Consider the following 26,369-nt stretch of genomic DNA (forward strand, 5'->3'; position numbering starts at 1 on the left):
TCAACCGGAATTAGAACAAATAAAAAACCCATTACAATTATGTAATGGGCTGTTTATAATACAATTAGATTATGAATTTATCCTTTAATTAAATTTCCGAGTTTTTCGAGACCCTTGCCATTTAAATCAGATTTTTCCATAGCTTGAATTAATTGAACAAAACTTGCGGGGTTCATATCATCTCCGAGAACACGAACAAGAATTAATCCTTTTTCATCATTATCGCCATAAATTACTAACTCATCAATACTATCATCATCTCCCTTTAACTGTAATGTCGCTTTACCCATTGACGTGTTCATTTTAATGAGCTCACTATAATCATCGGCTTTTAAAATCGATTTAATCGTTGCTTTTTGAGCTTGATAATCTGCTTCGTTATCAGCCTTCTTCTGAAACGCTAATACATTCAACTTTTTAAGTGACGAAGCCGCTTCCATCTCTGAATCACTCAAATTTGCTTTTTCTAAATCTAAGAGACTAGAAGGCAAATCAAAAGACATAAAATTAGGATTCTCTGCACTTGAAATATAAAACTCTTGCAAGCTCTGTTCTGACGAGCATGATGAAATGGCAAAACCTAGTACCAACATCATCATAAAATATACTTTTTTCATACTATTCTTTTTAAATTACAAAAAAGGTCTTCCATTAAATGGAAGACCTTTTTCAAATATTTTTTATTTACCCGATGCTTTATTCAAATCTTTAGGCAAATCCATTTTATTGGTCAAAGTTCCTATCTTATTTAAATCTATGTCACCGGTAAGACTAACTAAAACCGTTTCAAGTTTACGTCCATTATGCCCTACGTCTACATTTTCTAAACCACTAACGAACATCAATAATTCTGATACATGGTCTTTCTTTTTTCCGTCTTTCACATAAAACTTTACGTTGACATCTTGATCTTTTACTCGCATTAACTCTTCTAGCTTCGAAGACTTAAGATATTTCTTTACGGTTGATGTCATATCTGCCGTTACCGAGGCATCTTCGGTCATGAACACCTTTACATTTCTGAGTCCGCTGGCTATTTCCATAAACTCCTTCGCCTCGGCGTCGTCACTCATGCCGCCTAATTTAGAAACTAGGTCGATCATACCTTTGTTTACAATTACAGACCCTACATTATCCATATTTTCATATTTATCAAATACAGATTGTGAAAAACCCAATACGGGTAAAATTGCCATTAAAATTACTACTGCTACTTTTTTCATGATTGTTGTTTTTAATGCCGCTACCCTATTTAGGTTTTGGCGATTGATGAAATGATGAATGTTTGTTTTCGAAAAAGTGCTGAAATTAAGGGGTCAACACTTCTAAATACTTTTTAGTTCCCCTTCTTCCCTGCTTTACCTAATTGGTCTCCTCCAGGTAAATCCATTTTATCTGTCAATTTCGATACTGATCGTAAATTAATATCTCCGGTCAATGACAAAAGAACAGTTTCCAATTTCTTACCATTGATGTCTATGTCCATATCTTTCATACCGGTTACAAACATTAATAGTTCTTTTACATGGTCGCTATCTTTACCCTCTTTTACATAAAACTTTACATTAGAGCTGCCATCACGCACCCTCATTAGTTCTTCAAAAGAAGAGCTATTGAGTCTGTTTGTCACCCAGCTATCTACATCTTTAGAAATTGCTGCGTCTTCAGTGGTAATCACCTTAAAACTGGTAATAGAATTAACCAACTCAAAAAACTCTTTTGCTTCGGGATCATCTGAACTTACGCTCATTTTACCCAACATTTGAAACATTTTTGGCTGCATGGCAACAAAGGTTACCTTATCATTATCTTCATACTTCTCAAAAATATCTTGAGCATTGATTATTACGGGGGCTAACACCAAAAGCGTTAATACAAGTATCTTTTTCATTTTAGTTGTTTTTCGTTAAAAATTTATTCGTTGTTTTTTCAAATTCATCTAAATGGTATAGTTGCTCTGTACCTTTATTAAAATTCATTGCTAATAAGGCAAAAGCCTCTTTTGCAGATTCTATTTCCTCTGGCGTATACTCATCTGCTAAAGTAACGGGAGGCGGTATAGGCTGATAAAAATAAAGCCCAAACATAAAGACTGCTATCGCGGCAACGGATACCCATTTCAAATAATTTCTTCTAGGTTTTAATGGTACCTGCTTTGTAAAGCGCTCTTCTTTTGCTATCGTAAAGTAATTGAACAAAGGTGTATACTGCTCTAAATGAGGAGCTACTTTATCCTCTGAAAAATACTTTTTAAGTATTTCTTCTTCGGCAACCGTAGTGGTCGCCTCAAAATATTTTTCTATTAATTTTTCTATGTTATGCAATTCCATAATTATGCTTTTCCATTAATTTTTCCCTTACGGTTTTTCTAGCTCTAGATAAGGCTACCCGTATGGCTGTAGGTTTCATATCCAGTAATTTCTCTATTTCTTCATATTCGTATTGTTCTACATCTCGCAATTGTAATACCATCTTTTGCTGTTCGGGCAATTCTGCCATTATGCGTTCTACCCAACTGATACTATCTTTTGCCTCTAATTCGCTTTGCAACGAAGTATTAGAATCTGTATAATTAGTATGTACCAATTTCAAGTTACCGGCCTGTTTAGATTTCAACCTATCTAAACAAAAGTTTTTGGTCATTGTCATAGCAAAAGCTTCTACATTGTTATAGCTATCCATTTTATTCTTCTTGGACCATAACTTTATTAAAATCTCTTGCGTTGCATCTTCAGCTTCTTCCGTAGACACCAATAATCTTTTGGCCATCCGGAATAACTTATCCTTAAAGGGTAACACAATATTTAAAAACTCCGTTTGTTTCATTCTGGTTTGGCTGTTCGTAAACTTTCTTATCGGTTTACAAAAAGAAGACGATGTAGAACGATTTTTGTTACAATTAATTTTTATTTTAATGAGTTGTAAGTAAATTTAACATCCTTATACTAATTATATACGTACTTACGTAAAGGTTTATTTTCCGTGTACCTATGAGCATTCTATCACTTGAATGTTAAAAACACAAATTATAATTTAAAAAGAAGCTATGAAAAAATTTTTCTTGTCCCTCCTATGTTTAGGATTTGTTGTTACCTCTTGTAATAATGATGACGATACTGTTATTGAAGAAGAAGTTGTTGAAACACCCGAAGAAGAAGTACCTGTTGTAGATATTGAAGTCCAGAACTTTTTTTGGCAAACATTAAATCTTTATTATTTCTGGCAAGGTGATGTGCCAGATTTAGCGGATGATCGTTTTGATACGCAGACTGCCTATGAAGAATATTTAACCGAAAACGCTGAGCCGATAGACCTTTTAGAAAATAAATTATTATTCTCTGAAGACAGATTCACTTTTTACAGCGATGATTATACTGAATTAGTAAATAGTTCTGCCGGTGTTTCTAAAAGTAACGGACTACAATTTGGTTTAGGACGTATTTCAGGTACTGATGAAGTATTTGGTTTTGTAGAATACATCGTTAAAAATTCTAATGCATCTGGACAAGATATTAAAAGGGGAGATTTATTTATTGGCGTTGACGGCCAGACTTTATTTTCTAACAGAGAAAACCCAGAAGACAATAATTTAGATTTGCTTTTTGGCGATAATGATACGTACTCTTTAAATATGGCCGAAATTGTAGATGGCGGTATTAGTCCTAGTGACAGAAAAGTAACATTGACCAAATCTGAAGGCTTGGTTGAAGATCCTATTCATGTGAGTAATGTTATTACTTCTGGTGATAAAAAAATAGGTTATTTAATGTACAATCAATTCGTTTCTGGTTCTGAAGATGCCTTAAATGCCATATTTGCAGATTTTATTGCGCAAGGTGTAAATGATTTGGTATTAGATTTAAGGTATAACCCAGGTGGTAGAGGTTCTACAGCTGCTGTTCTTGCCAGTTTAATCAGAGGTACAAATACTTCAGACTTACTTTATAAAACTGTGTATAACGCAAAATTACAAGCAGAGTTCGGTAGTTCTACTGAAAATTATTTTGTAAATACTACAGGAGCTTTTGACGGAAATTCTGATGCACCTTTAAACACCTTAAACCTTAGCACCGTTTATATCATTGCTACAGAAGGTTCTGCTTCTGCTAGTGAGTTAGTAATGGTCGGTTTAGCACCATATATGAATGTTGTTCATATCGGTGGCACTACTGTTGGTAAAAATCAAGGATCGGTTCTATTTGTCGATGATCCAGAAGGTGGTAATGTTTATGATGCTGAAAGAGTTGATAACATCAATCCAAATGTACAATGGGGATTACAGCCAATTATAAGTCAAGTTGAAAATAGCGCTGGGTTTACCGATTATGTAGATGGTTTAGTTCCTGATATTGAACTTTCTGAAGATGTTACGAACCTTGGTGTTCTTGGTAATGCCGACGAACCTTTATTTGCTAGAGCTATTCAAGAAATTACAGGTATCAGCGGTAAAAGAAATTTCGACGTACTTATGCCTGCAAACGTGGTTTCTAGTTCTAAACTTTATAATCCTAGAAATACTGTTCTGTTGTTAAACAATAGTATTCCTGTAAATGAAATTCCTGTTGCTGAAAAGAAATAAATCTAAAATATTTCAGTTTCCCTATTTATGAAGAAGATATTAGCATTATTAGTTGTTGCAGTTACATTCTCGTGTTCTAAAGATGATGATTTGTCTTTACCGAACACAGTTGATCCAGATGGCTCTGCAGATGTAGAGGTTCAAGATTTTATGTGGAAGGCCATGAACTTTTGGTATTTCTGGCAGGCAAATATAGATGATTTAGCAGACGACCGTTTTGAAAGTACCGAAGAAGGTAGAGCTGAGTACACTGCTTTTTTAGATTCTGCCGACGATCCTGCCGCTTTCTTTGATAGTAAATTGCAGTATATAGAAGATCGTTTTAGTTTTTATAACGAAGATTACAGAGAGCTTACAAATTCTCTTGCGGGTATTTCAAAAAGTAACGGATTAGAATTCGGACTCGTACGCTTTCAAGACAGTGAAGATATTTTTGGTTTCGTTCGTTACATTGTACCAAACTCAAATGCCAGCACAGTAGAAATTCAGCGTGGTGATCTTTTTACAGGTGTTGATGGTCAAACATTAACCACATCTAATTATATCGATTTACTTTTTGGTGAGAATGATACCTACACTTTGAATATGGCAGATTTTGATAATGGTAATATAACACCGAATGACATTGAAGTTTCGCTTACCAAACAAGATGGTCTTGCGGAAAACCCGGTATTTATAGCCAAGTCTTTTACAATTGCAGGTGAAAATATTGGCTATATTATGTACAACCAGTTTACAAATGAATATGATGATGATTTATATTCAGCTGTAGAAGATTTGAGGTCTGCAGGAATCACTAATCTTGTAATGGATTTACGTTATAACCCAGGCGGTTCTGTTAATACTACAAGGCTATTGGCCAGTATGATCTATGGCACCAATACTTCTGATTTATTCTTAAGAAAGAGATACAACGATAAGCTTCAAGAGCAATTTAATGACAGCCAATTAGAAATTTATTTTACCGATAAGGTAAATGGCAATAACATCAATTCTTTAGGGTTGAACAAGGTATATGTGTTAACATCCTCAAGTTCTGCTTCAGCAAGTGAGTTGTTGATCAATAGCTTAGAGCCTTATATGGATGTTATACAGATTGGCGATGTAACAAGAGGAAAAAATGAATTCTCTACTACCCTAGTAGATGATCGCGATAATTCTTACTTGTACACTCCATCGAGAGTAAACAATATTAATCCAGATAACCAGTGGGCTATTCAACCCTTAATAGGTAGAAATGAAAATGCTGATGGTTTCTTTGACTTTACAAGCGGTTTACAGCCAGATTACGAGTTGAAAGAAGATTATAGTAACCTTGGAATTTTAGGTGAAGAAAACGAGCCATTACTGGCAAAAGCCATTGAAGTGATAACTGGTGCTACGGGTAAACGCGATTTTACCGTTAAATATCCTATCAACATAATAAGCAGCTCTAAAGAGAAAAGCCTTATGAGCGATAGAATGGTAGATGATACAGTTTACGATTTAGAATTCTAAAACGTATTAAAATACTAATATAAAAAGGACAGCCGATTGGCTGTCCTTTTTATTTGATTACAAACTTAGCTTAAAACCTATGCGAACGTTTCGTCCTTTAGTGGTATACGAAACTAACTCTGTATATGTTTCATTTAAAAGATTATCGACTGCCAAGAATGCAGATAGATTACTACAGAATTGATGCCTCAATTGTAAATTAGCTAGGCTAAAACTATCTAATGTCACTTCTGAAAAAGTAGCAAAATCGGTATCTGTTCTATCCGACACAAATTGATATGCCAATCCAACATATGTTCTGTCTTTTATTACATAACCTAAAGATGCATTAATCTTACTTTTAGGCACTCTTAAAGCCAAACCTTCCTTAGAATTGGTATAGGTGTAATTGGCATCAAACGTAAGTCCTTTTGCCAGTTCTGAATTTAAGCCTACTTCCACTCCATCAAAATGTGCTGTTTCAGCAGAGTTTCTGTACTGACTCTCAAAAGTAACTGGATCAATAGTTTCATATAGTATTCTATCATCTTCGGTTCTATTAAAATAAACTACATTAATAGTAAAAGCATCTGATACCTTAAACTCCATACCTCCCTCTAAAGTTGTATCTTCTTCTGGATTTAGATCAGGGTTTGCACCAAACGGTCCATATAACTGAGATAAATTAGGCGCAATGTATGAAGTTGCATAACTACCCATAAACCTTAAATATCCGTCCTTAATACTAATCCTGTATGAGGGATTAATATTATAAATGAAGTTAGAACCGTATTCACTATGATTGTTTAATCGTACACCTGCATTCACATTAATTCCCTGCTCACCAACATATACAGCATTTAAATAAGGATCAACAGTATTAGAGTTATATTCCTCAAAGAACAAGGTCTTATTGTCTATATAATTTATCCCAACTATGGTATGAATATTATCTGAAAACGTGTACTTATTAAAAACATCCAACACATATGATTGTGAATCATAACTAGCAGGAAAACTAGATTCAAAAGCCCTCGTAATTTGATTAAATGCAGCATTTACATTAATACTTCCGTTTTCATACTTGTATGCAGAACTCAAACCAAATCTTGACTGTTCACTGGTAAAGTAGAAATCTGCATCTTCTATCGGAAATCCATTATCGTAATCGCTATTCAATTTATTATAAAAAGCAGATACGTTAAAATCAAAGCGTTCAGAAAATTGATACCCCACTTTAAAATTACCATCTATTCTAGAAACTTCATCTGATTCCGTTCCGATAGCAGCTGATAATCCGTCCGTGTTTTGATGTCCACCAGAAGCTAGAATAGATAATTTTCCATATTTAGCTGTCAAATTCACCGTATTGGAAATATCGGAAATATTATAATTCTGATCCCCTTCGGTCTGGTTTGTGCCGTAGCTAGAGATAACACCTAACGCAAGACCTTCTTTCTTAGCTTTCTTGGTCGTAATATTAATAACTGCGGTTGCTGCTGAGTTTCCGTAAAGTGTACTCGCCGCACCTTTTAAGATTTCAATACTTTCAATTTGTGACATATTCAGTAATCTCAAATCATACTCTGCGCTTGTACCCGATGGATCAGATACTTGAATACCATCAATAATGACCAAAACTTGGCGATTATTACCTCCCCTAACAAAAGTAGAAAGGTTCTGACCTGCATAACTTCTGGTTCCGTTAATTTCAATTCCACTTTTTGTGTTGATAATTTCAGCGACCGAACGTCCTTGATTTTGTTCCAATTCTTTTTGAGAAATCGAAATTACGGTTTTACCCGAATTTTCACGCTTTAATTCAAAACGCGAATCACTCACGACCACCTCATCTAGTTGCAACGTTGCCGTAGAATCTTGCTCTTGCTGTGCTCCTACTTTTGCACATAACAATACAGTGACCACAGGCCACATTAAATAATTTTTCATTCGTTTAAATTCATAAACGGGAGTGTAGTATGTCTGTACCCATACGAAAACCTTTATCCCGAAAGTTTAACATTGTCTTTTTGAAGAAGGCAGGTCTCCTGACTTGTTTAATACTATTTTGCCTTCCCATGAAATCTGAACCGGTTCAGATTTCAAAGTGGCTTTGAAGTAAACAGCACCTTCTCAAAAGAAGTAACTAACAAAATCTATTCTCCAATAGATTTGTTTGAAATAAACTTACAGTTGCGGGAACAGTTCCGGATTTTCACCGGATTCCCTTTTAATCTCATTACCTTAAGCAACGAAAACCAAAATTCACGGCGAAAGTAAACATTTAGTTTAATCTTTCTAAGTAAACTTTTATAATACTACATTTGAAAACTAAATGTAAACCCACCATGTTTAAACGATTACTTTTTATAAGTTGTCTTCTTTTGTTATGCGGATGCAAGCAGCAGAAAAAAGATAAAACATCCAATAAAATCAATGATAATAGTACAACTATACGCTACGCCAATGGTTTTACTATTGAATCGCAGGCTAACGGAATTACTATTATTAAAGTTCTGAAACCTTGGGTGAATGCAGAAACCACTTATACGTATGCGTTGGTTCCGAAAGAAATTCAAGCCATAGTAACATTAAACAAAAGTGAATATAACGCAATAATCGCTACCCCTGTAGAGAACATTGTTGTGACCTCAACTACTCATATACCTGCTTTAGAAGAATTAGGCATATTAGACCACCTCATTGGTTTTCCCGATACCAAATACATCTCATCTAAAGCTGCAAGAAAAAGAATCAATTCTGGAAAAATTACAGAATTAGGAGTCAATGAAAGTTTGAATACCGAAGCAATATTAAATTTACGACCAGACCTCATTTTCGGCTTTGCCATTAATGACGGTAACAGCACCTACGAAACCATTCAACGTGCTAACATACCTGTTGTTTATAATGGCGATTGGGTTGAAGAAACCCCTTTAGGGAAAGCGGAGTGGATTAAATTCTTTGCTCCTTTTTTCAATAAAACAAAAGAAGCAGATGCTATTTTTAATAGAATTGAAGAATCTTATTTAGAAGCCAAAGCATTAGCTTCTAAAGCTAAAAACAAACCTACTGTAATTAGTGGATCAATGTTTAAAGATGTATGGTATTTACCTGGCGGAAAAAGTTGGTCAGCGAATTTTCTAGAAGATGCCAATGCAGATTACCTTTGGAGTGCTACGGATGAAAACGGTAGCCTTTCTTTAAGTTGGGAAAGTGTTCTTGACGTTGGTCAACATGCCGAATATTGGATCGGTCCGGCGCAATTCGCTTCTTACCAAGAATTGAAATCATCTAGTCCACATTACGCACAGTTTGATGCTTTCCAAAACAATAAAATATTCAGTACCGCAAATACGTTAGGTGAAACTGGTGGTACCTTATACTATGAACTTGGACCGCAAAGACCAGACCTTGTTTTAAAAGATTTAATTTATATTTTGCATCCAGGGTTATTACCTAACTACGAACCTTACTTTTTTAAACCGCTGCTTTAATTGACGAACCAATCTACATATAGCTTTCATTTTATCGGGCTACTGATTGTATTACTCATATGTTTTGTAATCAATATTTGTTTAGGCTCTGTTACTATTTCATTTATAGATACACTTAAAATATTGTTTGGGTCAGTATCTGAAAATGACTCTAATACATATATCATTTGGCAATACCGATTGCCTAAAGCTATAACAGCTATACTAGTAGGTGGCGGACTCTCACTTAGTGGACTGCTCATGCAAACCCTTTTCAGAAATCCTCTGGCAGGACCCTACGTATTAGGTATAAGCTCCGGAGCTAGTTTAGGTGCTGCGCTATTAATAATGGGAACTTCGTTATTTTCTGGTGCACTCACCTTTTCTGCCTTTAACGACATTACACTTGCTATTGCATCTAGTCTAGGTTCATTTTTTGTACTATCATTAGTTCTAGTAGTTGCGGCGAAAGTAAAAGATACCATGGCACTATTGATTATAGGGCTTATGTTTGGCAGCATTACCGCTGCTATTGTAAGCGTGCTTTCTTATTTCACCAAAGCTGAAAAATTACAGCGGTATATTTTTTGGTCATTTGGTAGCTTGGGCAATTTATCATGGGTACAATTACTAATAGTTGCGCTATGTACGATGATAGGAATTTTTCTAAGCATCATCTCCATTAAACCGTTAAATGCTTTTTTACTCGGCGAGAATTACGCTAAGAGTTTAGGTATTGGTTTACAAAAATCGCGGTACATTATCATAGTAGCCACAGGATTACTTGCCGGATCCATTACTGCTTTTGCGGGTCCTATTGCTTTTGTCGGGTTAGCCGTACCACATATCACTAAACAATTAATTCATACTACTGATCATAAAATTCAAATACCTGCTGTACTTTGTTGTGGGGCAACTTTAATGTTAATATGTGATACCATTGCCCAACTACCAGGCTCTGTAAGTGTTTTACCGATTAACGCTATAACCAGTATATTAGGTGCTCCGGTGGTAATATGGCTATTGGTACGTAAACGAAAAATGATATTTTAATTGTAAAGCCAGAGACATCGATTCGAATAATATAAATAGCGTATTAAATATAGAAGACCTTTCCATTGGCTACGATAAAATGGTTATTGCTTCTGCAATCTCTTTTCAATTAAAGAAGGGTGAACTTGCTGCTATTGTGGGTATCAATGGTATTGGTAAATCGACGCTATTAAAAACTTTAGGTAGGTTTCAACCTATAATTTCTGGATCAATAAAAATTGAAGGAAAAGAGTTATCGACTTATGATTATCTACAAATGGCTTCTAAAATAAGTGTGGTACTTACAGAATCTATCGCTTCTAAAAATCTATCAGTTTATGAGTTATTAGCATTAGGGAGACAACCCTATACAAATTGGTTAGGTAAATTGGCTGATACCGATGTCTCCATAATCAATAAAAGTATTGCCTTATTAGAACTAGAACCTTTCTTAGATAAAAAATGCTTTCAATTAAGCGATGGACAATTACAACGTGTGCTTATCGCAAGAGCTTTAATTCAAGATACCGACATTATACTACTTGATGAGCCAACAACACATTTAGATCTATACCATAAAGTTCAGATTTTAAAACTTTTAAAATCTATTGCCCACGAAACGAACAAAACTATTTTATTTACAAGTCATGAAATTGAACTCGCTATACAATTATGCGATAAAATGTTGATTTTAGATGGAAGAGAGAATGCATTTAATGAGCCTTGTAAATTAATAGAGAACAAAAATTTTGATACTCTCTTCCCTACTGACACCATTTCTTTTGACTCAAATACCGGTTCTTTTAGGATTAAGAAGTAGAAATTTCAACATATTTAAGATTTTAGATATGGTATGTTAATTAAAATAGATCCTCACTTTTACACTTTACTATGCAATCAAGTATCTTTACCCGATTACGTTAGTACACCGATGAACGAAATTTATATTTATTTCTTAGTAGGAATCCTTTGTCTTGCCATAGGATATTTTCTTGGTAACTATATTCAGCTTCTAAAAACAAAATCCCGTCAAAGCACATTAGAAGAACGTGAACAGCAAATGCTAAATAACCTTTCTGTTTTTCAAGATCGGTTGAAAGAAAGTGAAACACACAAACAACAACTACAATCTGAAAAAGAGCAACTTGGTAATCAAATTGTCAGATATCAGGCAGATTTAGAAAACTTGCAGAAAAAAAATGGTGAGCAGAAAGAAGAAGTAGAAAAGCTTCAGGAAAAATTTTCTAAAGAATTTGAGAACCTTGCCAATAAAATTCTTGAAGAAAAAAGCTTAAAATTTACGGAGCGAAATGAGAAGAACATCAAAAACATTCTTACTCCTCTAAATGAGAAAATTTTGCTTTTTGAAAAGAAAGTCGAAGAAAGTCAGAAAGAAAACATCAGTATACATTCTGCCCTAAGAGAACAATTACTAAATCTACAGACCCAAAATATAAAAATTACCCAAGAAGCAGAGAACTTGACCAAAGCATTAAAAGGTGACAGCAAAATGCAAGGTAATTGGGGTGAACTTGTATTGGAGCGTGTTTTAGAAAAATCTGGATTAGAGAAAGACCGAGAATATACCGTTCAACAAAGTTTTACCCGTGTAGATGGCAGTCGAGTATTGCCAGATGTAATTATCAACCTACCTGATGGTAAAAAAATGATAGTTGACTCTAAGGTTTCATTAACCGATTATGAACGCTTTGTAAATGCCGAAGAGGAGTTAAAAGAAAAGTTTTTAAAAGACCATATCAACTCGCTCAGAAGACATGTAGACCAATTATCTGCGAAAAAATATGAAGATTTGTATGAAATGGAGAGTCCAGATTTCGTATTGATGTTCATCCCCATTGAACCCGCATTTGCCATAGCTATCAATCAAGATAGTTCTTTATACAACAAAGCTTTTGAGCAAAATATTATAATTGTTACTCCTTCTACTCTTCTTGCTACTTTGCGTACTATTGATAGCATGTGGAATAATGAGAAGCAACAACGTAATGCCATTGAAATTGCACGTCAAGCGGGTGCACTTTATGATAAATTTGAAGGCTTTGTAAGCGACCTAACAAAAGTGGGTAAAAAAATGGACGAAGCAAAAGGAGAATATCGTGGGGCAATGAATAAATTAGTCGACGGTCGCGGTAATATTATCACGAGCATCGAAAAACTAAAAAAAATGGGTGCGAAAGCAAAAAAATCAATTCCTGAACCACTATTAAACAGAGCTTTTGAAGATGATGATTTTGACGAAGAACCGAAATTAAAACTATAATAAAAAACCATTAATTTAATATTTAAACTAAACACATGAAAAAAATAGTATCATTACTTTTATTAAGCGTAGTCGTTATTGGTTCGCTGTATTACGCCTTTATATACTTTGTTACCTTCAGTGAAGGTGTACGTTCTGGAGAACTCATAAAAATTAGCCACAAAGGTGTCTTAGTTAAAACTTGGGAAGGTGAAATTAGCCAAGGAATTTCAGGCGCTCAAATATTCTCTTTTTCTGTGTTGGATAAGGATAAAGAGGTTATTGATAAACTTCAAGAATACCAAGGTCAATATGTAAAAGTAAGTTACGTTGAAAGATATGCTACGTTCTTTTGGTTAGGCGATTCAAAATATTTTATCACCGAAGTACAAGCCGAACAATCACCACATTTTAGAAATTAGATATTACTTTAAAAAATTACCACAACCATATGGAAAAGTTTAAAAGCGTCAGAGAATCTAGAGTATCTATCACTGAATTAATGCTTCCCTCCCATTCTAATTTTGGAGGAAAAGTACATGGCGGATATATATTAAACTTAATGGATCAAATTGCCTTTGCGTGTGCTTCTAAACATTCGCAACAGTACTGTGTAACCGCTTCTGTTAATCGTGTAAATTTCTTGAATCCTATTGAAGTAGGTGAATTGGTGACCTTAAAAGCAAGTATTAATTACACAGGTCGTACCTCAATGGTGGTTGGTGTTCGTGTGGAGTCTGAAAATATTACATCGGGCACTAAAAAGCACTGTAACTCCTCTTACTTTACCATGGTAGCTAAGGGAACAGATGGTAAAAATGTTCCCGTACCTGGATTAATAATTTCTGATGACCAAGGTATTAGAAGATTTGCACGTAGCAAATACCGCAAATTAGAAGCTCAAGAAAGAGACACTAAATTTGAATCTAAAACCTTTAATTCAGAAGAATATATTAAAGAATTGGAATCTGAAAATATTAAGATTGAGATGAAGTAAGAAGCTTTGCTGCAGCAGCATCTAAAAACCAGACTAAGTCTTTTGTTTTAGGTGCTACGTGACTTGCAGGGTATTCTAAATAGCCTTCTTCTCTATCAATAATAATCTTTACCTTTTCTGCCTTGCTTTCGCCAGTTACCAAAAAAGCAACGGTTTTTGCATTATTGATTATTCTACCTGTTAGCGAAACCCTTCGTTGACCAGATTCTGGGTGAATAGCCACCTCACAATTATCTGGTGAAACCCAAAGATTAATTTCATGTGGAAAAATTGATGCCGTGTGCCCGTCATCTCCCATACCAAGAATCACTAAATCGAATTGAGGTAGACCTAATTCTTTTGGCAATTCTTTATCCAACAACTCTCCATAACGCTGGGCTTCATCTTTAGGATTATTTTCACCTTTTATTCTATGAATGTTTTGCTCAGGTATATCAACTTTAGATATTAAATGATCTACAGTCATTTTATAATTACTCTCAGCATCATCTGGAGCAACACATCTTTCATCGCCCCAATATAAATGAATATTATTCCAATCTACATCATTAGCAAATTCCTCCGCTAGAACATCGAATACAATTTTAGGTGTACTACCACCAGATAAGGCTATATGAAAAGCCTTCTGAGTACCTGATTTTTCAATCAAATACTTAGAAAACTCTTCTGCAACCTTTACTTTATTTTGATAAACTTTTATTTCCATTTTAAATACAAACTTTAAATATCCTATTTCTTAGCAAATAACACAGTATCCTGATTCATCTGCTAAATTCTCACTTGGGTTACGCCATTCTCCAACTCCTTCTATAAGTTCATTGGCATTCTCAGGACCCCAAACTCCGGCTGCATAGCCATACATTTTTACATCCTTTCCTTTTTTCCAATAATCTAAAATAGGATCTACAAATGCCCAAGCTGCCTCAACCTCATCGGCTCTTGCGTATAATGTAGCATCACCTTGCATAGCATCTAAAAGTAAACGCTCGTAAGCTTCCATCACGTGAGTTTCGGTTAAGCTTGAATAGTAGAAATCCATATTTGCGCGTTCCACCTCAAAACCTTGTCCAGGCACTTTTACTCCGAATTTTATCAAAATACCTTCATCTGGCTGAATACGAATAACCAATTTATTATCCTTATTACTTATACCAGATTCTTTAAATATTTGATGATGTGGAGTTTTGAAATGTATTACCACCTCGGTAACTTTTGTAGGCATACGTTTTGCCGTTCTAACATAGAAAGGAACATCTGCCCAACGCCAATTATCTACAAAGAATTTAACAGCCGCAAAGGTTTCGGTAGTTGAATTTTTATCAACTCCCTCCTCTTCTCTATAACCCTTAACTTCTTGTCCGTCAATTTTTGAAGACACATATTGTGCTCTAATTGTATTTTCAAAAAGGGTCTTATCGTCATTCATAATCCTAAGCGACTTTAATGCTTTCAGCTTCTCATTACGAATTTCTTCTGCATCGGCACTCAATGGCGGCTCCATAACAATTAAAGCAACAATTTGTAATAAATGGCTCTGAAACATATCTCTCAATGCGCCAGATTTGTCATAATATCCACCTCTTTTTTCAACACCAACACTTTCAGCATTTGTAATCTCTACATGGTGAATATAATTTCTGTTCCAAAGTGGCTCAAAAATACTATTGGCAAAACGTGTTACCAATAGGTTTTGTACCGTTTCCTTTCCTAAATAATGGTCTATTCTGAATATTTGCCCTTCTTTAAAATAGGTATGTAAACCATCGTTTAATTCTTTGGCAGACTCCAAACTGTATCCGAATGGTTTCTCAACAATAATTCTTCTCCAGCCTGTAGATTCATTATTTAATCCTTGATCCGATAAGTTTTTGGCAATTGGCTCATACAAACTAGGTGGTGTAGATAAATAGAACATATGATTGCCCCCAGTACCATATTTCTGATCCAAATCTGAAATACGCTTTTCTAAACGCTCATATGATGTATCATAATCTGAACCTAAATCTTCGTAAAAAAGCTTATCTGCAAATTTCTGAATATAATCTTCATCAAACTCCTCTCTTTCTTTTTCTAAATAAGTGCTTTCTAGAACTACTTTACTTCTAAATTGTAAATCGCCCAAATCACTCCTACTCACACCAAGAACCACAAAATTATCAGGAAGGTCATTGCCTTTATATAAATTAAAAATTGCGGGTATTAATTTTCTTGCTGTTAAATCTCCAGATGCTCCAAAAATTACGAGCATTTGATTTTCTGTCTTTTTCATTATGGGTTGATATTCTTTATTGTTCAAATATCCTAAAATCTTAGCCATTATTGGTCTTCTTTAAGACGGAATTTGGAATTAAAGTCAATATTTTAAATTATTTTTGATTGATATTATGTTACTAACAATATATAAATAGAGTGTTGTAATATATTTGTGTATTTTAATTAAAAAACAATCAATTTATGTATGATTTTGGCTTAGTAGGTCTTGGAGTAATGGGACAGAATTTTATCTTAAATGTAGCTGATAACGGATTTTCTACTTACGGATATGATTTAGATGATGAAAAGGTAGAGACTTTAAAGACTTTAGGTGGAGATTTAGATAAAGTAAGTGCCTCTAGCAATATAAAAACCTTTGTTAAAAACTTAAAGCAACCACGTAAAATAATGTTATTGGTGCCTGCCGGTAAAATTGTAGACGGTGTTATAGAGTCTCTTTTGCCACATATTGACAAAGGTGATATCATTATTGACGGAGGAAACTCTTTTTTTACCGATACCGACAGAAGAGAAGCTTATTTACAACAGAAAGGCTTTAACTTTTTTGGAGCAGGAGTTTCTGGCGGTGCAAAAGGTGCCCGTAAAGGTCCGAGTATTATGCCAGGTGGTTCAAAATCTGCTTACGAACATATTAAACCAATTTTTGAAGCAGTATCTGCAAAATATAATGGGGAACCTTGTGTTGCTTATTTAGGACCTAAATCTGCAGGTAACTACGTAAAAATGGTGCACAATGGTATTGAATACGGATTGATGCAGCTGACTTCTGAAATTTACGATGTTCTAAAAAAAGGTGGTGACTTTGATAATGATGAATTACATAGCACTTTCGCAAAATGGAATGCCGGTAGATTGCAATCGTTCTTAGTAGAAATTACCTCTGAAATATTCGAGCAAGAAGATGACTTAGTTAAAGGACGCTTAGTGGATCAAATTTTAGATAAGGCAAAACAAAAAGGAACCGGTAAATGGACAAGCCAAAACGCAATGGATCTAGGTATACCTGTACCGTCAATTGATGTTGCTGTTAGCATGCGTGAAATTTCTGCTTTAAAAGATGAAAGAATAAAAGCCGATGCCTTATATGACAGACCTTCGGTAGCACATATGGATAAAGAGAAGTTAGAAACGCTTACTGAAAAAGCTTTATACTTTTCATTTATCATTACTTATTCGCAAGGGTTACACCAATTAGCAGATGCTTCTAAAGAATATGGTTATGATTTAAATATCTCTGAAATTGCTAAAATATGGCGAGCTGGCTGTATAATCCGTGCCGGTTTGTTAGCTGATATTGCTGAAGCTTTTAAAGCTGAACCTAATTTGCCTAACCTTTTACTTTCGCCAAATTTTGTTAGTAAAGTAAAAGAAACGGTTGGTGCTGCGAGAGAATTGGTTGCTTTTGGTGCACAAAACGGAATTCCGCTACCCGGGCTATCAAATTCACTTACGTATTTTGATGCGTATACTTCTAGCAAATTACCTCTAAACCTAATTCAGGCGCAACGCGACTATTTTGGTTCTCACACTTATGAACGTTTAGACCGTGAAGGTATTTTCCATACAGAATGGGAAGATTAAAAATCAACATTTGAAAAAATATAAAACTGTTTTAAATAGTATTTGCCTTTCACTGATGGTGGCAACGACAATTATTTCGTGTAAAGAAGTTTCTAAAGAAGAAGTTCCGGTTGAAGTTCTTGACAATCATACTCTTGATAGAAAGGCAAATGCTATTTTAATAGATTCTCTTGTTAGGCAGGTTTATGTTCCTATTTATTCTGACATTTATAATCAAACAAGAGATACTAGAACTTTACTTACCGCTACCTTAAGCATTAGAAATACTAGCTTGAAGGATAGCTTATTCGTAAGTAAGATCGATTACTATAATACAGAAGGCGATTTGGTTAGAAGTTATATCGACTCCCCTATTTATCTCACCCCAATGGAGTCTATTGATTACGTTATTGAACAACAAGATACTTCTGGTGGTAGTGGCGCTAATTTTTTGATTGATTGGTACTCGAAGAAACAACTGAACCCGTTGTTTCAAGCAGTGATGGTTGGCGGACTAGGAGCACAAGCGTTTTCTTTTACTACGGAAGGAATCGAAATTACCGAAGAGTAAAGAGTAATTACATTCTTCATTACTGTCAATAAAATATGCTTAAGTCTTTATATCATACTTGAATTATGTATTCTATATACGTTATCGAATTATCTAAAAAAGTGTTTTCTGAGAATAGAAAGTTCAGAGAAGCGAATCCGCAATTTAATGGTGTGTTAGAATGTCTTTATGTTGGTATGACCAGCAAAACACCTAAAGAACGTTTTGACCAACATAAAAACGGAACCTTAAGCAAAAAAGGACATAATATATCTTCAAAAATTGTAAAGAAATACGGTTTGTATCTACGCGGCAGTCTTTTTAATCATATTGATAAAATAAAGTCAAAAACCGAAGCTTTAAAAATGGAAGAGCAATTGGCACTTGAACTTAGACGAAAAAAATATGCTGTTTGGTTTAACTAAAGTTCTTATTTAGGCAATGGCGTTACAGCATCTAAAAGTTCATCTTCCATACCGTAATATTTCAAGGCAAAGCCGAATGCTACAACAGAGAGAATTATGCCAATAAGAAACACGGTGTAAGTCCATCTTAAAAGTCTATATTTTTCTTGTAAAACCTTTCCTAAATAATACAGATCCATACTTAATGAATCGTAAATAGATTCTTTGCTCTTTATGATATCTCTTAATTTAGATTTAAAGTCATCCAATTCCATAGTATGAAAATTTCCGAAGAACAAAAAATTGGTATCCTTCTTCTTAATATCTTCATCTACTACATCGGTATTGCTCACTTTTGGTCGTGTAGCCAAAACGGACATAATCATCGAAGCAATACTAAAGAGAACAAATATTACGGTCGGGTATATTAAATAAGAATTTGACGGGGAATCTAACTTAGGTATCAAATTAGCAATAAGAAGCGAAATAATAATAGCATTTACAGAAAGTAGAATATTCGCTTTAGTATCTGCAATATCACTCAGTTTAATATGGTTTCTAAGTTCTATACGATATAAGGACTGAATTGCGCGCTGCGGACTTTCATCTTTCAACTTCGCTTTTAAAACTTCTTTCTTTTCGGTTTTTTCAGCCTTTTGTAATTTAGAAATTAAATCAAGAATATTTTCTTCTTTTTGCTCTTGCCAGTTTTCTTTCGCAAAGTCTGTATAATATTTGTGCTGTAGGCGAAGTTTCTCTAGATAGCTTAATCGCCAAGTATCTAAATCGGGTATAGATGCCTTAAAATTTTCCAACTCCATTCTCAATAATTGAAGCATCTCTTCAAAATCTTTAGATGCATAAAACCAGGTGCTTACATCTTTTAAGATTTTTTCCGAATCATTTTTAGGTTCATCATTTTGCCAGGCACTTTTAATGAGTTCAACGATTGCCTCTATTTCATTTGAAGAACAGCTATTGTCTTTTAAAAATTGGGAGACCAATCGTACACTTTCATTCAAATGGTTATCATAATCTACCGCAAAACCAGCATGAATAAACCAAACACCTATCAATACCTTATCTACATCAACATCTAAATTACTTGAAGCTTCTAATATTTTTTTCGACTTATCAATTGTCTTATTAGAAAAGCTCTGGCTATGAAAAAGAAAATTCTTGTTCATTTGATCTGCCATTAAATTTTTAATATATTTTTCAGCTTTTGCTGTTATAGACTTATTCATAATTTCAAGTTTGATTCTTAATATTCATTACGGCACTTTTCAATTCTCCCTTAATTTCTAATTCAAATTATTTATTTACACAATTAAAACATGACATCTGCCCTTTAGTCATTTCAATATCTTCAGACCCTTTTAGCGTTTCGGTCAATTCTTCACTATTGGTCAACTCTTGATGAAATTGAAGTGCATATTCCTTAAGGTCATCTCGTCTATTTTTAATTTTTGCAATTAGCTCCTTTCCATCCAACTCAAAAATTTCATCAGTCCATACGTCAAAAGATGACTCAATAGCTTTATCTGTTAGTAACAATTGTAATTGTTTAGCTTCTTGCTCAAAAACAGACCGAGGAATATCTCTCATAAAATAAACATCGAACGGAGATATTAAACCTGGTAAAAATTCAATTTCAGATTCAAAACTTTGCACTTCTGGAAGAAAAGTATTGTTAGATATCAAAGTCGGCAACACACCTTCTAGATTGAAAAATGCGTTATCTCTATCGCACGGTAAAGGAACTGCATTAATTGAATCCCCAATATTTTCAATAGCCCAGCCCCATTGTTTTGCATGCCGATCCCAATCACCTATTAACAAATCAAATAGACGCGCTCTAACCAATATATTTACATTTATGCCAACTTTGCTTGTGTTTTTAATTTTGAGCTTTTGTAGGTCATCTGTATCAATCAACGAATCAACATTCTTAAGGCCTAACCAATCAGCGTTTCCTTCTGTTTCATATTCTAAAAGAAATAGCCGATTCCCATATTTAACGTTATAATCTGAAAGTTTCCCTTGTTTTGGTAAGAATACCAACTTAGGAATGGTATTAAGAATTTTTACTTTTTTTGAAAGTTCAGAAACTACTAATGCCGCATAAGGATGTTGAGCAGAAATACCATCGACTACTATATTTTCTATCCCTAAAGTATGGGCAATTTTCGGTACTAATGGCGAAGGGTCTTTAGAAACACTGCGCAGCGTCATCAAAGTACCGTCATCTTTCTTTAATTTTAAGGAATGCGTTTGTTGACCACCACCTTCTTCTAAAATATTTACATTACCATTTAAATCGTTTAAATATAATATAGGCACTTTTACAGGTGTAGACCAAGCTTTTCTATACTGCTCGCCCTGCATTACATTTTTAATACTATTGGCTTCATATAAAGTGCTTGCGGCCACTATAACGGAGTCATACTTTTTAAAATCTATCTCATTGACATCAGAGAGCCCTATAATCTCACAAGTATCAAATGTTTTGTCGGTACTAGACAATGACCAGTATGTAAATGATGCAAATAGCGCCACTAAAAAAACCATAATGAGTACAACTTTTTTCAACCTTAATAATTTTGCATTAACAAAACAAGATTAGCAATAAAGAGTAAAATTGAAGTACCGGATAAAATAATTTTTTAACCTTAAAAAGGGATTATTCCGATTATGAGACAACTACATTTATTTACATCATCAAATGTTAAAATTGTGATGATATCTCATTATAAATTGATTAAATTTAAGGGTCAAGCAATTATTTCAATTTAAAGTATGTTTTTATGAACGGATTAATAATGGATTACCCGCTTACCACAAATACAATCTTAAATTATGCGAATAGCGCTTTTCCTGATAAAAAATTAATTTCATACTTACCCGACGGAAGCAGGCATGAATATACCTACGGGAAATTGTATAAGCGTTGTTGCCAGCTTGCTAATGCCCTAAAAAATAAATTAGGAATAACTAAAGGCGATATGGTCGGTACATTTGCTTGGAACCATTATCAACATGTGGAATTATATTACGGAATACCAGGTATAGGGGCTGTTTGCCATACTATCAATATTAGATTATCATCTCAACAAACGGAGTTCATTATTAACCATTCTGAAGATAAAGTCATTTTTGTTGATGCTACTTTGGTTCCCCTATTAGAAAAAATTGCTCCTAAACTAGAGACTGTAGAAAAGTATATAATCATCAATGCCCCAAAAGGCTTTACCAGTACCCTACTTAACACTATACATTACGAAGATTTAATTGGAGAACAATTAGAAACTATAGACTGGCCGACCATAAATGAAAATGACGCAAGCGGCATGTGCTACACAAGTGGTACAACCGGTATGCCTAAAGGAGTTTTATACAGCCATAGATCAACGTACTTACACGCTATGACCATTCTCTCTCCTAATGCGGGTAACTATAGTAATAACGATATCGTTTTATTAGTTGTACCTCAATTTCATGTTATGGCTTGGGGCTTTCCATATATGTGCCTATTGACCGGCTCAGATATGGTAATGCCTTCGTTGCATCTGCGCCCAGATGCCATTATTAGAATTCTTGAAAGTGAAAAAATAAACAAAGCTAACGGAGTACCGTCTATTTGGAGAGGTGTGTATGAAGAAATGAAAAAGAATCCGCCGAAAACAAAACTTGCTTTAGAAGAGTATTTAGTAGGTGGCTCTGCATTGTCTGGTAGTCTTATAGAAAATTTTGAAAAGGATTTCGGTATTAAGGGAGTTCAAGCATGGGGTATGACTGAAACTTCTCCACTTGGCACAGCCAGTAGACTTCAAAAAAAGCACGAAAGCCTTAGCTATAAGGAGCAAATTAAAGTACGTGCAAAACAAGGAATTGAATTTCCAGGAATAGAAATGCGAATTATTGGCGATGACGGAAAAGTAGCCCCGCGCGATGGAAAAACAATGGGGGAACTACAGGTCAAAGGAGCTTGGGTCATTAAGTCTTATTTTAAGACTAATAGCCGCGATAACTTTACAAAAGATGGTTGGTTTAGAACAGGCGATGTAAGCACAATCGATGCAAATGGCTATATGGAAATTACCGATCGCACCAAAGACTTAATAAAAAGTGGTGGCGAGTGGATATCTAGTGTTGCACTCGAATTAGCACTGATGTCGCATGTTAATATTAGAGAAGCTGCCGTTATTGCAATACCTGATGAAAAATGGTCAGAAAGACCTTTAGCTACATTAGTTTTAGCAGATAAGGATAAAAATATATCAAGCGAGGAATTGAAAGAATTTTTAGCCAAAGACTTTGCCAGTTACCAAATTCCCGATAATTACGTTGTTATCGATGAAGTACCAAAAACAAGTGTCGGTAAATTTGACAAGAAAGAAATTAGAAGACTATATGCAGAAGGGAAACTTTAAATAAATCAAAGTTCCCCTTCTACTATATTATAAGTCTAACAATAAGACTACTTACTTAAGTACATTTTACGTCTTGCGTAAAGGTTGTAAAATTCATCGTCTTTTAGACTATCAATGAATAAAATGCTTTCACCTGTACTCTTCATCTCAGGACCCAAATTCTTATTTACATTCGGGAATTTGTTGAAAGAGAATACCGGTTGCTTAATTGCAAAGCCTTCTAATTGCGGATTAAATTTGAAATCTTTAACCTTCTTCTCACCTAACATGACTTTAGTAGCATAATTTACATAAGGTTCCTTATATGCTTTTGCAATAAAAGGTACCGTACGCGATGCTCTAGGGTTAGCTTCAATGATATAAACTACCTCGTCCTTTATAGCAAATTGAATATTTATGAGACCAACTGTATTTAAAGCTAGCGCAATTTTCTTTGTGTGATCTTTAATTTGCTGCATTACCAATTCACCAAGATTAAATGGTGGTAGTGTAGCATTTGAATCTCCTGAATGAATACCACAAGGTTCTATATGCTCCATTATACCGATGATATATACATCTTCACCATCGCAAATAGCATCTGCTTCTGCTTCTATAGCTCCATCTAAATAATGATCTAATAGTAATTTGTTATTCGGTATTTTTCTAAGAAGATCAACAACATGCTCTTCTAGTTCTTCTTTATTAATAACAATTTTCATTCCCTGACCACCTAAAACGTATGAAGGTCTCACTAATAAGGGAAAATCTAATTCATCTGACAGTGCCAATGCCTCATCTGCAGTTTCTGCTACTCCGAATTGCGGGAAAGGAATATCATTCCTTTGTAATAACTCAGAAAAACTACCTCTGTCCTCTGCTAAATCTAAGGATTCAAAACTCGTTCCAATTATTTTTATACCATATTTAGATAATTTCTCAGCTAGTTTAAGAGCTGTTTGACCACCTAATTGAACAATTACTCCCTCAGGTTTTTCATGACGAATTATATCATATATATGTTCCCAAAAAACTGGTTCAAAGTAAAGTTTATCTGCCGTATCAAAATCTGTCGATACCGTCTCAGGATTACAGTTAATCATAATAGTTTCATAACCACATTCAGCTGCAGCTAAAACTCCATGAACACAACAATAATCAAATTCAATACCTTGACCTATTCTGTTAGGTCCTGAACCAAGAACTACAATTTTCTTCTTATAGGTTACAACACTATCGTTTTCTACATAACGCGTACCATCAGGTTTCTCTATCTCAGCTTCAAAAGTTGAATAATAATATGGTGTCATCGCCTTAAACTCTGCGGCACAAGTATCAACAAGTTTATAAACTCTATTAATATTCAGCTCTGTTCGCTTATTATACACTTCACTTTCATAACAATCTAACATATGTGCTATTTGTCTGTCTGCAAAACCTTTTTGCTTGGCTTCTAACAACAGGTCTTTTGATAGCGTAGCAATCGTATACTTTGTTATTTCTTTTTCTAAAAAATACAACTCCTCATACTGCTTCAAGAACCACATATCGATTTTTGTAATCTCGTGTATGCGACTTAGCGGAATACCCATTTGAATTGCATCATAAATTACAAATACACGATCCCAACTCGGTATGGTAAGCTTGCTTATTATTTGATCATAATTCTTATAACCTTTTCCATCGGCACCCAAACCATTACGTTTAATTTCTAAAGATTGGGTCGCTTTATGCAATGCTTCTTGAAACGATCGCCCGATACCCATTACTTCTCCTACAGATTTCATCTGCAGACCTAAGGTACGGTCAGAACCTTCAAACTTATCGAAGTTCCAACGCGGTATTTTTACGATGACATAATCTAATGTCGGCTCAAATAATGCCGATGTAGATTTCGTAATTTGATTATCTAATTCATCTAACGTATAGCCTATTGCCAATTTGGTTGCTACTTTTGCTATTGGATAACCAGTTGCTTTTGAAGCCAGCGCCGATGATCTAGATACTCTCGGGTTTATTTCAATTGCTATGATATCTTCCTTCTCATCAGGACTAACAGCAAACTGTACATTACAGCCACCTTCAAAATCACCTATGCTACGCATCATATGTATCGCCATATCACGCATTTTCTGATATGTTCTATCTGAAAGGGTCATTGCAGGCGCTACAGTTATAGAATCTCCGGTATGGATACCCATGGGATCCATATTCTCTATAGCACATATAATAACAACGTTATCATTTTTATCTCTTAGAAGCTCAAGTTCATATTCTTTCCAACCCATTAGGGCTTTATCAATCATTACCTCATGAATTGGAGAAATCTCCAAACCATAACTTAATTGCTCGTCAAAATCTTCTGGCTTATAAACTATCGATGCTCCCGCACCACCAAGTGTATACGAGGCTCGTATTACTAATGGAAAACCAAACTCTTGAGCGATTTCTTTACCTTTTAAGAAAGACGTTGCTGTAGCCTGTGGTGCCATACCAACACCAATCTTCAACATTAGCTCTCTAAACTGCTCTCTATCTTCGGTAATATTAATGGCATCGATATCAACACCTATTAATTCTACGCCGAAATCTTCCCAAATTCCTTTTTTATCTGCTTCTATACAAAGATTCAAAGCTGTCTGCCCCCCCATAGTTGGCAAAACCGCATCTATCTGAGGGTGTTCTTTCAAAATCTCTATTATAGATTTTGTAGTTAACGGTTTCAAATAAACATGATCCGCCATGGTTGGATCCGTCATTATAGTTGCAGGGTTACTATTTATCAAAATAGTTTCAATACCATCTTCACGTAACGAACGTAAAGATTGACTACCTGCGTAATCAAATTCACATGCTTGACCGATAACAATAGGACCTGATCCTATTAATAAAATTGAGTTTAAATCTTTTCTTTTTGGCATTTTTGAGTTTAGTATTTTGGGAATTGGACAAAAAAAAGGTGCTACTTTCGGAAAAGTAACACCTATATATTATAAAAACTATACAATCATTATTTCTTATGTCTAGTTTCAGAGGAAACAGTCAATTTTTTTCTTCCTTTTGCTCTTCTTCTTGCAAGAACTTTTCTACCGTTTACGGAAGCCATACGCTCGCGAAAACCATGTTTGTTCTTTCTCTTTCTTTTTGACGGCTGATATGTTCTTTTTTGTCCGGGCATCTCTTAAACCTTTTCTATTTAATTTGAATTATTCAGAATTCTCTGTGAAACTGGGCGCAAATATACAAAGAGTTTTTTCTTTAACAAGTGATATGAAAAAAAATATTTTTATAAATCCGTACGTCACAAAACGAAGCTTTTGATTAATTTTGCCCGAATCGAAATTTAACG

At 34.6% G+C, this 26,369-nt stretch carries 24 protein-coding genes and 1 riboswitch; of the genes, 12 read left to right on the plus strand and 12 right to left on the minus strand.

Annotation, left to right across the window (positions count from 1 at the left end):
* Positions 1–77: 77 nt before the first annotated feature.
* The 5 genes from DFQ03_RS09690 to DFQ03_RS09710 all read right to left on the minus strand — a co-directional run bounded on the left by DFQ03_RS09690 (position 78) and on the right by DFQ03_RS09710 (position 2,826).
* Positions 78–617 (minus strand): DUF4252 domain-containing protein, encoded by a 540-nt coding sequence (locus tag DFQ03_RS09690; protein WP_133672970.1) that lies wholly within the window; start codon positions 615–617, stop codon positions 78–80.
* A 63-nt stretch (positions 618–680) separates the two neighbouring features.
* A complete protein-coding gene (locus DFQ03_RS09695; protein WP_133672971.1) occupies positions 681–1,223 on the minus strand; it encodes a DUF4252 domain-containing protein in 543 nt (180 codons plus the stop codon).
* A gap of 113 nt (positions 1,224–1,336) precedes the next feature.
* Positions 1,337–1,891: a DUF4252 domain-containing protein gene (locus DFQ03_RS09700; RefSeq protein ID WP_133672972.1), complete on the minus strand. Its 555-nt coding sequence runs from the start codon at positions 1,889–1,891 to the stop codon at positions 1,337–1,339.
* A 1-nt stretch (position 1,892) separates the two neighbouring features.
* Positions 1,893–2,330, minus strand: a complete 438-nt coding sequence (locus tag DFQ03_RS09705) for a hypothetical protein (RefSeq protein WP_133672973.1) — start codon at positions 2,328–2,330, stop codon at positions 1,893–1,895.
* Positions 2,317–2,826 carry an RNA polymerase sigma factor gene (locus DFQ03_RS09710; RefSeq protein ID WP_133672974.1) on the minus strand — a complete coding sequence of 170 codons (510 nt, stop codon included), beginning with the start codon at positions 2,824–2,826 and terminating at the stop codon, positions 2,317–2,319. The genes DFQ03_RS09705 and DFQ03_RS09710 overlap by 14 nt, the downstream gene beginning before the upstream one ends.
* Before the next feature lie 220 nt (positions 2,827–3,046).
* Here DFQ03_RS09710 and DFQ03_RS09715 point away from each other — a divergent pair, with 220 nt between their 5' ends.
* Together DFQ03_RS09715 and DFQ03_RS09720 are read left to right on the plus strand one after the other, a co-directional pair.
* Positions 3,047–4,579, plus strand: coding sequence for a S41 family peptidase (locus tag DFQ03_RS09715; RefSeq protein WP_133672975.1), 1,533 nt, complete (start codon positions 3,047–3,049; stop codon positions 4,577–4,579).
* A gap of 27 nt (positions 4,580–4,606) precedes the next feature.
* The gene (locus DFQ03_RS09720; protein ID WP_133672976.1) at positions 4,607–6,076 is read left to right on the plus strand and encodes a S41 family peptidase; all 1,470 of its coding nucleotides are present in this window, start codon (positions 4,607–4,609) and stop codon (positions 6,074–6,076) included.
* Positions 6,077–6,133: 57 nt separating this feature from the next.
* Here the strand turns inward: DFQ03_RS09720 and DFQ03_RS09725 are convergent, their stop codons facing one another.
* On the minus strand, positions 6,134–8,005 hold the full coding sequence (locus tag DFQ03_RS09725; RefSeq protein ID WP_133672977.1) for a TonB-dependent receptor plug domain-containing protein: 1,872 nt from the start codon (positions 8,003–8,005) through the stop codon (positions 6,134–6,136).
* A gap of 71 nt (positions 8,006–8,076) precedes the next feature.
* Positions 8,077–8,333, minus strand: a riboswitch (cobalamin riboswitch).
* 70 nt (positions 8,334–8,403) lie between these two features.
* On the opposite strand from DFQ03_RS09725, the gene DFQ03_RS09730 reads away from it, so the two are divergent.
* The 6 genes from DFQ03_RS09730 (at position 8,404) to DFQ03_RS09755 (ending at position 13,820) form a co-directional block, all read left to right on the plus strand.
* Positions 8,404–9,552, plus strand: a complete 1,149-nt coding sequence (locus DFQ03_RS09730; protein WP_133672978.1) for an ABC transporter substrate-binding protein — start codon at positions 8,404–8,406, stop codon at positions 9,550–9,552.
* Positions 9,553–10,584, plus strand: a complete 1,032-nt coding sequence (locus DFQ03_RS09735) for a FecCD family ABC transporter permease (RefSeq protein ID WP_133672979.1) — start codon at positions 9,553–9,555, stop codon at positions 10,582–10,584.
* A gap of 79 nt (positions 10,585–10,663) precedes the next feature.
* Positions 10,664–11,383: an ABC transporter ATP-binding protein gene (locus tag DFQ03_RS09740; RefSeq protein WP_133672980.1), complete on the plus strand. Its 720-nt coding sequence runs from the start codon at positions 10,664–10,666 to the stop codon at positions 11,381–11,383.
* Positions 11,384–11,494: 111 nt separating this feature from the next.
* Complete coding sequence (gene rmuC / locus DFQ03_RS09745; protein ID WP_133673141.1) at positions 11,495–12,844, plus strand: DNA recombination protein RmuC; 1,350 nt, start codon at positions 11,495–11,497, stop codon at positions 12,842–12,844.
* A 35-nt stretch (positions 12,845–12,879) separates the two neighbouring features.
* Positions 12,880–13,245: a 6-phosphogluconate dehydrogenase gene (locus tag DFQ03_RS09750; protein WP_133672981.1), complete on the plus strand. Its 366-nt coding sequence runs from the start codon at positions 12,880–12,882 to the stop codon at positions 13,243–13,245.
* Between the two features lie 29 nt (positions 13,246–13,274).
* Entirely contained in the window at positions 13,275–13,820 is a 546-nt protein-coding gene (locus tag DFQ03_RS09755) for an acyl-CoA thioesterase (RefSeq protein WP_133672982.1), read from the plus strand.
* Here the strand turns inward: DFQ03_RS09755 and pgl are convergent.
* On the minus strand, positions 13,801–14,526 hold the full coding sequence (pgl, locus tag DFQ03_RS09760; protein WP_133672983.1) for a 6-phosphogluconolactonase: 726 nt from the start codon (positions 14,524–14,526) through the stop codon (positions 13,801–13,803). The two genes, DFQ03_RS09755 and pgl, sit on opposite strands and share 20 nt — an antisense overlap.
* A 30-nt stretch (positions 14,527–14,556) precedes the next feature.
* Positions 14,557–16,089 (minus strand): glucose-6-phosphate dehydrogenase, encoded by a 1,533-nt coding sequence (gene zwf / locus DFQ03_RS09765; protein WP_133673142.1) that lies wholly within the window; start codon positions 16,087–16,089, stop codon positions 14,557–14,559.
* A 185-nt stretch (positions 16,090–16,274) separates the two neighbouring features.
* On the opposite strand from zwf, the gene gndA reads away from it, so the two are divergent.
* From gndA to DFQ03_RS09780, 3 genes are all read left to right on the plus strand, one after another.
* The gene (gene gndA / locus DFQ03_RS09770) at positions 16,275–17,675 is read left to right on the plus strand and encodes an NADP-dependent phosphogluconate dehydrogenase (protein WP_133672984.1); all 1,401 of its coding nucleotides are present in this window, start codon (positions 16,275–16,277) and stop codon (positions 17,673–17,675) included.
* 10 nt (positions 17,676–17,685) lie between these two features.
* Positions 17,686–18,225, plus strand: a complete 540-nt coding sequence (locus DFQ03_RS09775; RefSeq protein ID WP_208295904.1) for a DUF3124 domain-containing protein — start codon at positions 17,686–17,688, stop codon at positions 18,223–18,225.
* Between the two features lie 65 nt (positions 18,226–18,290).
* The gene (locus DFQ03_RS09780) at positions 18,291–18,629 is read left to right on the plus strand and encodes a GIY-YIG nuclease family protein (RefSeq protein ID WP_133672985.1); all 339 of its coding nucleotides are present in this window, start codon (positions 18,291–18,293) and stop codon (positions 18,627–18,629) included.
* A gap of 5 nt (positions 18,630–18,634) precedes the next feature.
* On the opposite strand, the gene DFQ03_RS09785 is transcribed toward DFQ03_RS09780, so the two are convergent.
* Positions 18,635–19,855, minus strand: a complete 1,221-nt coding sequence (locus tag DFQ03_RS09785) for a Pycsar system effector family protein (RefSeq protein ID WP_133672986.1) — start codon at positions 19,853–19,855, stop codon at positions 18,635–18,637.
* A 67-nt stretch (positions 19,856–19,922) separates the two neighbouring features.
* Positions 19,923–21,200, minus strand: coding sequence for a hypothetical protein (locus DFQ03_RS09790; protein WP_243834471.1), 1,278 nt, complete (start codon positions 21,198–21,200; stop codon positions 19,923–19,925).
* 215 nt (positions 21,201–21,415) lie between these two features.
* On the opposite strand from DFQ03_RS09790, the gene DFQ03_RS09795 reads away from it, so the two are divergent.
* On the plus strand, positions 21,416–23,041 hold the full coding sequence (locus DFQ03_RS09795; RefSeq protein WP_133672987.1) for a long-chain fatty acid--CoA ligase: 1,626 nt from the start codon (positions 21,416–21,418) through the stop codon (positions 23,039–23,041).
* Between the two features lie 47 nt (positions 23,042–23,088).
* Here the strand turns inward: DFQ03_RS09795 and carB are convergent, their stop codons facing one another.
* Positions 23,089–25,941 (minus strand): carbamoyl-phosphate synthase large subunit, encoded by a 2,853-nt coding sequence (carB, locus tag DFQ03_RS09800; protein ID WP_133672988.1) that lies wholly within the window; start codon positions 25,939–25,941, stop codon positions 23,089–23,091.
* A gap of 89 nt (positions 25,942–26,030) precedes the next feature.
* Positions 26,031–26,198, minus strand: coding sequence for a 50S ribosomal protein L34 (rpmH, locus tag DFQ03_RS09805; RefSeq protein WP_027067351.1), 168 nt, complete (start codon positions 26,196–26,198; stop codon positions 26,031–26,033).
* Between the last annotated feature and the right edge of the window lie 171 nt (positions 26,199–26,369).

Origin of the sequence: Maribacter caenipelagi (assembly GCF_004364175.1) — a bacterium.
In the GTDB taxonomy this organism is placed as follows: Bacteria; Bacteroidota; Bacteroidia; order Flavobacteriales; family Flavobacteriaceae; genus Maribacter; species Maribacter caenipelagi.